The sequence below is a fragment of the Streptomyces sp. WELS2 genome, from assembly GCF_013870595.1.
GTDB lineage: Bacteria > Actinomycetota > Actinomycetes > Streptomycetales > Streptomycetaceae > Streptomyces.
The window spans coordinates 1-9,017 of sequence record NZ_JACBWZ010000197.1 but is presented as its reverse complement, the minus strand read 5'-3'; the positions used below and the strand labels follow the sequence as shown (position 1 = coordinate 9,017).

Genomic DNA, 9,017 nt, shown 5'->3' with positions numbered 1-9,017 from the left:
CTGTGGAGGCGGCCGGTCGCCGGCCGGCGGCGATGAGAACGGTTCTGGTCTGGCAATGGCGTGCCCTTCTGGTGCAACGGGCCTTGGTCTGGGGCCCGGTCACCTGCCAGTCGGCGCCGGGCCCGGGAAAGGTTGCCGTGATCGGAAGGGATCTTTCCGCCGGTGGCGTTCACGGCCTGACCCGCCCCCTGCGCACGGGGGCTCCCCAGCATGCCGGGGAGCCCCCCACCCGGTCGGATACCAGGCCTGGTACTCGGATCAGCGTTGCAGGGTGAGCACGCCCGGCCGCCAGGGCAGCTCGTTGTAGGGCATGCCCGGGGTGACGGCGGCGGGGGACAGGCCCTGGTAGAGGAACTGCAGGTTGCAGGGGTCGATGGTCTTGGTCTGGTCGGGGTTGTCGCGGACCAGGTCGCCGTGGCTGATGTCGTTGGTCCAGGAGGCCCCGCTGTTGGCCTTGCCGGCGAACGGATTCGACTCGGTGGCTGCCTGCGGGGTCCACGCGCCGTCCAGGCTGGTGGCCGTGAACGAGCGGAAGTAGCGCCCGTTCGCCCCCATCGCCTCGACGATCATGAGGTACTGGTTCTGCCCCTGGACCTTGTAGACCTCCGGCGCCTCGAAGAGGTTGGCCGTCGTGTCGCTCATGACGGTCGTGTACGAGGAGCCGAAGCTGCCGGGGAAGTTCCCGATCGGCATGCTCGCCCGGTAGATGTTGCCGTTGTCGCCGGCGAAGAACATGTACATGTTCTTGTCGTCGGCGATCAGCGTCTGGTCGAGCGGGCCGCCACCCGGGATGCCGCCGGTGAACAGCGGCTGCGGGGCGGACCAGCCGTTGGGGTTGGTCGGGTCACTCGACGTGCGGTAGATGAAGGGCGAGGCGCCCCACTGGGAGGCCAGCACCCAGATGTTCTTGGGCGCGAAGTAGATCAGGGTGGGTGCCACCGCGGACTGGCTCATCCCGGTCTGCCCGGCCGACGCCATGTCCGACCAGTTGGTGAAGGGAGCGAACGCCATCGAGCCGTACGACGTCCCGCCCGACACGTTCGAGCCGTAGACCAGGTGCTTGCCGTTGTAGACCACGTTGGTGAAGTCCTTCAGCGAGGTCCACCCGTTCGAGGGCTGCGCCAGCGCGCCGGTCGACGTCCACCGGTAGGCCGACGGAAGCGCGCACGTGCCGCTTCCTCCGGTCAGGCCGGTCCACTTCTGGTTGCCGCCGCCGGTGCAGTTCCAGAGCTGCACCGCCGTGCCGTTGGCCGTGGCGCCGCCCGGCACGTCCAGGCACAGTCCGGACTCCACGGCGACGACCGTGCCGTCGGAGTTCACCCGCCACCGCTGGTTCGTACCGCCGTTGCAGGACCAGATCACCGGCCGCGTACCCGCCGTATCGGCGTGCCCCGGAACGTCCAGGCACTTGTCGCCGTACACGGTCAGCTGATTGCCGTCCGTCAGCGTCCACTGCTGGTTCGTCCCGCCGTGGCAGTCCCAGATCTGCACGCTCGTGCCGTCGGCGTGGCCGGCGCCCGGCACATCGAGACACCGGCCGGAACCGACGCCGCGCAAGGCACCACTGGCGGCCGCCTGAGCCGGAGCGGCGACGAGCAGCGCCGCCAACGAGACCAGCGCCGCGACCGCGGCGGCGAACACCGCGGACGGACGTCCGCGGCCGAACTTTCCTAAGCGCATGGGGACCTCGCCATCCTTGTCATCCTTGAGCAAGCGGTTCTGACGTGTTTGCGCGTTCGTAATCTCGAACAGGAATCGAAGTGTCGAGCAAAGGGGATGGTGGGGGAACCGGTGAAGTGCGTCAATACCTCTCGCCCTGAGCCCGGCGAAGATGACGAGTGCGCCCCCATCGAAGAGATGGAGGCGCATTTCATCGGCTTGGACTACTTGAGCGCCGTGCCGCCCGAGTCGCCGTAGGCGATCGTCTTGCGGATCAGGTTTCCGCCGTCGGACTCGACCGAAGTCTGTTCCTGCTGCCCCGCACCGAAGAACAGGCCGGCGACATGGGCGTTCGCCACCTGGTCCATGTGCGCGAAGAGCCAGTCCACCTTGTCGTCCTTGTAATGGTTGAGGGTGTTGTTCTGCGCCATGTTGCCCACGGGGATCTGCCACAGGACCACCGGCTTGCCCACGGACTCGGCCATCGTCTTGTAGAACTTCAGCGCGGCGGCGGCCTTCTGGTCGGTCCAGAAGGTGTCCCGGCCGCCGTGGGCCGGCTGCGCGTACCAGCCCGCGTCGCGGTCCGTCACATCGCTGACCAGGAAGTCGGCGTCCCGTGCCCCGAGCCTCGCGTAGTCCTTGACGCACGCCTGCGTGTCGGTCTGCCAGTCGAAGCAGGAAAGGTGCAGTCCCACGGCGGCGTTCGGCGCGTACTTGCGCGCCATCGACGTCATGCAGCGGGAGAGTCCGGCGGCGCTGTTCTCCTGTGATCCGCAATCGGCCGGATTCGCGGCCGAGACCTGCGCGGCGACCTGGTGCGGATCGCCGAGCGACCGGACGTAGCCCCAGAAGTCGGGCTCGAGGTCGATCGCGTCGTGCGACGTGCCGATCTTTTGGAGGAAGAAACGGTAGTCGTTCAGGTACCGGGTGAGCAGGTCGACCCTGTTGATGGCCTTGACCTCGCCCGGGCCGTCGCCCTCGCCCGCCAGATCCCCGAGGTCGCGCAACGAGTACCACGTCCAGAGCATCTTCTGCGGACGCGGGCGGCCCTTGTACGTAGCGTGGGCCGCCTCGGTGTCCCGCCAGGTCACGTACGTGCCGGGCGCCGTGGTGCTGCCGTTCCAGCAGCCCCACCAGTTCGACCACCCGTCCTGGCAGCGCGCTGCCGAATAGTAGGCCGACGAGGGCGCGGGCTGGCTGTGCACGTAGGCGTAGCGCATGTCGAACGGCGCGGCGGCCGCCGAGGCGTCGGTCATCGAGCCGCCGATGAGCACCCTGCCGCTGCCCATGAAGCGCGTCGTCGAGCCGGTGGGACCGGGTGCGGGAGACGACGGCTGCGAGCCGACGCTCCCGGCCGGGACGAGTTGCCATTGCTGGTCGGCGCGGCCCCGGTCCCGGTCCTGGACGACGTCGCCCCCGTCGGCCTTCGCGGAGTTGCGGACCCCGACGGCCATGCCGCTGAAGCGATTGACCAGACGCACGTGGTCGTCCGCCGACTTGGCCAGCTTGAACTGCTGGTTCGTGCCGTTCAGGTCTTTCCACTGCACGATGGCGGAGCCGGCGGTCTTCGACCAGCCGAGGTCGTCCAGCACCTTGCCGGAGTTCCGGTTCTGCAGCCGGTAGTAGCCGTCACCCGCGTCGATGAACCGCCACTGCTGGTTGGCCCCGCCGTGGCGCGCCCACTGCACCACCGGCGCGCCGTCGTTCGTGGCGAAGCCGCGGTCGTCCAGCACCTTGCCGCTGCTGCGATTGACCAGGACGTACCACTTCTTCAGGTCCAGGGTCTGCTGCGCCGAAGCCTGGCTGACCACAACGGCGGACCCGGCCACGACCACCACGGCCAGGCCCGCCCAGAAACCCCGACGCGCGAGCAGCCGACGGCCACGATGCTTCGGGCGACCACCGCGGGAGCCGTCGGCACGGCGGCCGCCGGCTCCTGACACCACCGCTGACATGGGCGTCCTGGGGACATCTCTGTGCTCTCGTTCAAGGGGCATGCCTGTGCTCTCTTTCAGCCGTGCATCTGCCCGGGCCACCTGGCCGGACACCACTGAGTGGTTCGAGAGGCCGAAAAGGTTGCCGCGAAGAGCCACGGATTTCCTCCGCCTCGACGAGGGCAGGAGCAGCACCTTCGTGGGCCCCGCTGAAGCGGCTCACGATGAGGTCCGTCGCCGAATTGCAGGAGACCGGACAACAAACACCCCCAAGCCTCCGACCTGGGGGTGTCTCATGGAGCGGGTGACGGGAACCGAACTCGCGCGTTCACCCGCTCCGGTTCACTGCCACGGTGTGCGGCTGATCAGCCCTTGCTCAGCGCGACCACGGCGGTCTGCGACACCGTCACGGTCTGGCCGTAGTGCGGGTCCTGGGCCTGGGCCTGGGCCTGCACCTCGACATCGCCCTTCTGGAACGGGGTGGTTCCGGTGGGCGCGGCCGTCGCGGTCCAGGCGACCGGGGCGCCGGGCTCGCAGGCCACCTTGGTGGCGTACGAGCCCTTGATGAGGGTGCGGTGGGCGACCTGGGTGACAGTGCCGGAGACGTCCACCTGGGTCGGCTCGTTGCAGCTGACGGTGCCGCCGATGGTGGCCTTGCCGTTCAGGTAGCTCGCCGTGCCCTTGAGGTCGATGGCGACGCCCAGGTCGAGCGCGGCCGGCGGCGCCGGGTTGTCGATGTGGATCTCACCGCGCAGCGCGGCGGTGCCGCCCTCACAGTGCTGCTCGTAGGTGGCGTCGAGTTTCTGCACGTAGCCGTTCGGGCCGAAGACCACGTCTGCGACGGAGAACGACCCGGTCAGCGTGTTGCAGCCGCGTCCGTTGCCGTCGATGGAAAGGCCGGGCTCCGCCGGCCCGTTGAACGGATAGCGGGTGGCGCCGGTGTAGTCACCGGGCGCGAGCTGTTGCCCGGCGGGAGCAGCGAGATCGAGGTACCACCAGTCACCGTTGGCGCCGTCGACGCTGACGGAGATGTGGTTGTCGTCGCTCGAACCGTTGACGTTGAGGGTGTCGCCGGCGGCCGGCGAGTAGGAGTACGACCGGCCGCCGCTGATGTAGTCGCCCGCGTCGCCGCTGAAGCTCATCGAGCCGGACGATACGGGCAGTGCCTGCGCCTCGGACCCGTGCAGCAGGCCGGTGCTCGCACCGGCGAAGGCCAGAGTGAGCGCGAGCGCGGTGGCGGCTCGGGTGAAGGCGCGGTTGGACACGCGAAGGTTCAAGGGTCCCCCTGGGACGTGTGGGCAGAGGAGTGCGAGCGGAGGCGAACTTCGAGGACACCTCCCTACATGCACTCAGCGCACAGCGGAAGCCCAGACGTCACAGGTTGCACGCATGTCGCTTCTCACGCGTCGAGTTGGACCGGCGCGCACAACCCTTGACCGGTGTCGTAAGTCGTTCCCTGCCCCATACACACGTCCGGCGGCGACAACCATCCACTGAACCGCCCCGGGTGCGGCAGGGACGGCAGGCTCCGAACCCGCGGCACCCACGCCCGCCCGCCCCGTCCGCAACCCCACCGACCTGACCGGCGTGCTCGTCCTGGCGACCCCGCTGCTGCTCCCCACCGCGCCGGAGCCGGCACCGAGCCGCGCCTGAGAGCCCGCCGAGCGACCGGGAGGCGACGGCTGGCCGGTTCGGGCCTTGTCCGGCCCCTCGGCACGGCCCTACCGTGTCGCTTCAGTCTCGGAATGCCGGCGGGGGAGGCCACTTCCGTGAACGTCCTGACCATCGCGCCCTTCCTCGTCGTCATCGGCCTCGCGTTGTTCGCGTTGCGGGGGCGACGGTCCGAGGCGGAACGGGTCCGCAGGGAAGAGGGGTTCAGGGCCTCCCTGCCACCCCGCTCGACATCCGCGGACGACACCGACCAGCTCGCCTTGGAGGCCCTGGACCACCTGTGCAGCGCGAGCGGAAGCGTGCCCGGGGTGTACGTCGACATGACCGGCTACTTCCGGCAGCGGACCTGGAACCCGGCGGACATCCACCACGTCATGGGAAGGCTGCACGCCCTGGGCTTCGCCCACCAGGTGGTGAGCCCGACCCACCCCATCAGCCCCTACCGGTACCGCGCCACTGCCGCCGGTGTGCGGAGGAACGGGGCGAACATCGGAGGCAAGGAGGCCGCCATGGACATCAGGTTCCAGCAGGAGACCGGGTCCGGCCCCATCATCACGAACGTCAACAGCCCCGGCGCGTGGACCACGGTCCGGCACGACCACGTCCAGCACGGTGAAGTCCGCCTGGAGCGCCTGGTCCAAGCCCTGCGCGAGGACGCCGCACACGCCCCTCAGGACGTGGCGGACAGCGCGCTGAGCCACGCCGACTCCCTGGACACCGCGCTGGCCGGCGGGGGAAACGTCACGCCCGAACAGGCCGTGGGGCGCGTCCAGAGGTTCCTCACGACGGTGGGCACCGGCTTCGAGACCACTCGGCGACTGCTGGACCTGCTCGGGAGTCAGTGACCTGAGTCGGAGATTCGTCGCTGGTCGGGTATGGGTCGTCCGGGTCCGAGGATTCCGCCATTGTCAGCGACCGATGCCCAGCCAGCCGTGCTGGAGGGCAGGGTGCGGCGTGCACGACGGCCCAGGCTCTGGCCTTGCGGCCGCGGATCGTGCCGGAGTGCGCCGAGGGGCTCGATCACGGAAGCGTCCCGCCGGCTGCGGGTCACTCCGGACACGGTCCGTACCTGACAACGCCGCTTCCTCGAACACGGTGGACGGCCTGTGTGACGATCCCCGCCCGGGCGTCCCGCGCAAGATCACCGACGCGGACGTCGAGCCGGTCATCGTCAAGACACTCGAGGAGACCCCGAAGAACGCCACCCACCGCCCATCACAACGCCGTGCCCACAGCGTGCCCTTGAGACGGACACGCCCAAGCGCCGTCGCTCCCCGAGCTGAGAGCGCGAGTTCGATTCTCGGCACCCGCTCCATGCACCCGCTCCATGGCAAACCCCCAGGTCGGAGACCCGGGGATTGTTTGGTGTCCGGACCACTGGGCGGCCGCGCACCACATCCGCACCATAAGCGGCGGCGACGTCGTACCGGCGGCCGCCATCGGCCTGACCGACCACAGGAGTCCTCCCGCCCGGGCTCCCTGACGCGCAGGTCGACTGAGCAGCGTCATCGCGAGTGCACACGTCGGTTCCGTGTGACAGGTGAGGTGTACTTCCCCTCACCTGTCATCGAAGGGCCGACGGGTCCCACTCAAGGAGTGCCGGTCTTGTTGAACCCCTTGTCCAGGTAGGGGGACTGGTCGACGACGAAGCCGTCGTCCGCGACCAGGCGGGCGATGCCGCCCTGGTCCCGCCAGACCTCGCTGGAGGAGCTGAAGGAGAAGCCGCCGTACTCCGGGTGGTCCTCGTTGGTGTAGACGCGGTAGCGCTGGCCGGGCTGGATGACCGTCCCCGGAGGGAAGGGGAACGAACGGCCGGTGGGCTTGGCCTCCACCTTCCAGCCGGTCAGGTCCTGGGGTCCGCCGCCCTTGTTGAAGATCTCGACGTACTCGTCCGCCTGGCCGGCGCTCGTGCCCTGATAGCGCAGGCCGAAGATGATCACGTCGGGCTCGTCGAGCGTGAACATGCACACGACGTCGGCGAAGTTGATGCCGCCTTCCGGGCTGCGGAACTGCCGGACGATCCGGCCGTTGCGCTTGAACCCGCTCAGCACCGCCCGGTACTGCTTGCCGTCGACCGTGACGGGCTGGGGGTGGATGAAGGTCTGCAGGTCGACCAGGTCGTCGTCCGCCGGGCTGGTGCCGGTGCTGTTGGGCGTCTCGTTGTGGTGGAAGCCGAAAGCGAGGTCGGTCGTGCTGCCGTCCTCGAACATGACGTTGATGGTCAGCTGGACGTCGAACTGGCTCGGGCTGACGTTCGTGGGCTTGTTGCGGTGGATGAAGGTACCGACGACGAACTCGGTGCCGTCGAGCTGGACGTCCGCGGCCTCCCCGCGGAACTGGTAGCCGCTCTGGCTGCCGGCGCTGCCCCACTGGATGTAGTCGGTGCCCACGCCGTTGACCGGTGAGATGGCGGGGGTGGTGGAGGAGAAGACGCCGGAGGTGACGACGGTGGTCATGGTGTCTGGATCCCGCCCTCTCAGTCCTCGTCCTCGATGACCTCGGCCTTGAGCTTGGCCGGCGGTGCGGTGCCGATCCGGGCGACGCCGTCGGTGTGGCGGCCGGTCGTGGCCCCGTCTACGGCTTCGAGGCCGCAGGTGTAGACGATGCAGTCCTTGTCCTCGCCGCCGGTGTTCAGGTGCACGTGGTAGGTGAAGGTCAGGGTGCGTCCGTCGTCGCTGACCGTGGCCTGGACGGGGGGCAGGTTGCCGCCCGTGGTCTGGTCGATGCGCTTGTACTGGGCGCCCACCGTGCCGTTCCAGCGGAATCCGGTGGGGGCGGTGAAGACGTGCTCGCGTTCGCCGGCGTCGACCGTCTCGCTCCAGTTGGGCGTGCGGACGCAGATGTTGATGGTGGTGCCGAGTCCACCGGGAGCGTCCTCGACCCCGCCCTCCTGCCACACCACGAGGTCGAGCTTCTGGTCCTGGCCCTGCCCGTTCGGGGGCTGGCCCTGCTCGCTCTGGGCACGGCCCTGCTCGTATCCCCAGTCATAGCCGTTCGCGTACTGGTCCTGCTCCCCGCGCGAGCCGTCGCGCGGCGGGTCGGCGTAGGGCTTACCGGCGAGCGCGTCGGCCCTCCCCTGATCCTCCCCCCGCTTGTAGGCTTCCTTCTTGGTCTGCACGTCGGGGCTCATCTCCAAGTCCTCCTGGGGCTGTGATCGAAGCGTGCGACGGAAAGGGAGGCGTCCTGGTGCGGGGCCCGGGTCCACAGGGGCGGCCGGAGCGCGGCACCGCGCGCCGCGCGGTTCACCGAACGCGGTCGACATGAACGCTGCGCCCGGAAGACGGAACGCGGGACGCCGCCCGTGGCTTCGGGCGGGGCGTTCGCGTGGGCCTCACGGCACGCACCGGACTTTCATCCGGGTCCATCGTTAGCCAGCACCCACCGGTGGTATGCCACCGTTCCCCCGTTTGGAATGCAGAATCGATTCCGCGTCACTTGTTCGAGTGCAGTTGAGGCGTGAAACGGCGCGTAGGGGCGGAGCAGAGCGCGTCAATCGGCTCCCCGTTACAGCCGTCGGCGTCCACCGGGCCTTGCTCTCACGCGGACCACCTCGCCGTCCGTCCCACCCGGCTCCTCCCCCGTGCGAGTGGCCGGCGCGGTGGCTGCTCCTGCGATGGCCCTCCGGCCGGTATGCAGGGGAAATGCCAACGACGGTGCGGAAGGAGACGTGGATGCGGGAAGCGAGGCCGTGGACGTGTGAGGTGGCGTACTTCATCAAGCCCGCGGTCAGGACGGCCCGGCGCGTCACGGGTT

Annotated in this window: 6 protein-coding genes; 1 reads left to right on the top strand and 5 read right to left on the bottom strand. The window is 69.1% G+C overall.

Annotated features, from left to right (window positions below; all coding sequences use genetic code 11):
- Window positions 1-258: 258 nt before the first annotated feature.
- From H5J33_RS14410 to H5J33_RS14400, 3 genes are all read right to left on the bottom strand, one after another.
- Window positions 259-1,680, bottom strand: coding sequence for a non-reducing end alpha-L-arabinofuranosidase family hydrolase (locus H5J33_RS14410; RefSeq protein ID WP_181795309.1), 1,422 nt, complete (start codon window positions 1,678-1,680; stop codon window positions 259-261).
- Window positions 1,681-1,883: 203 nt separating this feature from the next.
- Window positions 1,884-3,488: an RICIN domain-containing protein gene (locus tag H5J33_RS14405; protein ID WP_309485402.1), complete on the bottom strand. Its 1,605-nt coding sequence runs from the start codon at window positions 3,486-3,488 to the stop codon at window positions 1,884-1,886.
- 470 nt (window positions 3,489-3,958) lie between these two features.
- Window positions 3,959-4,870 (bottom strand): hypothetical protein, encoded by a 912-nt coding sequence (locus H5J33_RS14400; RefSeq protein ID WP_181795307.1) that lies wholly within the window; start codon window positions 4,868-4,870, stop codon window positions 3,959-3,961.
- Between the two features lie 492 nt (window positions 4,871-5,362).
- Between H5J33_RS14400 and H5J33_RS14395 the strand changes: the two genes are divergently transcribed.
- Window positions 5,363-6,109 (top strand): hypothetical protein, encoded by a 747-nt coding sequence (locus H5J33_RS14395; RefSeq protein WP_181795306.1) that lies wholly within the window; start codon window positions 5,363-5,365, stop codon window positions 6,107-6,109.
- 744 nt (window positions 6,110-6,853) lie between these two features.
- On the opposite strand, the gene H5J33_RS14390 is transcribed toward H5J33_RS14395, so the two are convergent.
- Both H5J33_RS14390 and H5J33_RS14385 read right to left on the bottom strand, forming a co-directional pair.
- The gene (locus tag H5J33_RS14390) at window positions 6,854-7,720 is read right to left on the bottom strand and encodes a lamin tail domain-containing protein (RefSeq protein ID WP_181795305.1); all 867 of its coding nucleotides are present in this window, start codon (window positions 7,718-7,720) and stop codon (window positions 6,854-6,856) included.
- A gap of 20 nt (window positions 7,721-7,740) precedes the next feature.
- Complete coding sequence (locus H5J33_RS14385) at window positions 7,741-8,394, bottom strand: hypothetical protein (RefSeq protein ID WP_181795304.1); 654 nt, start codon at window positions 8,392-8,394, stop codon at window positions 7,741-7,743.
- Window positions 8,395-9,017 lie beyond the last annotated feature (623 nt).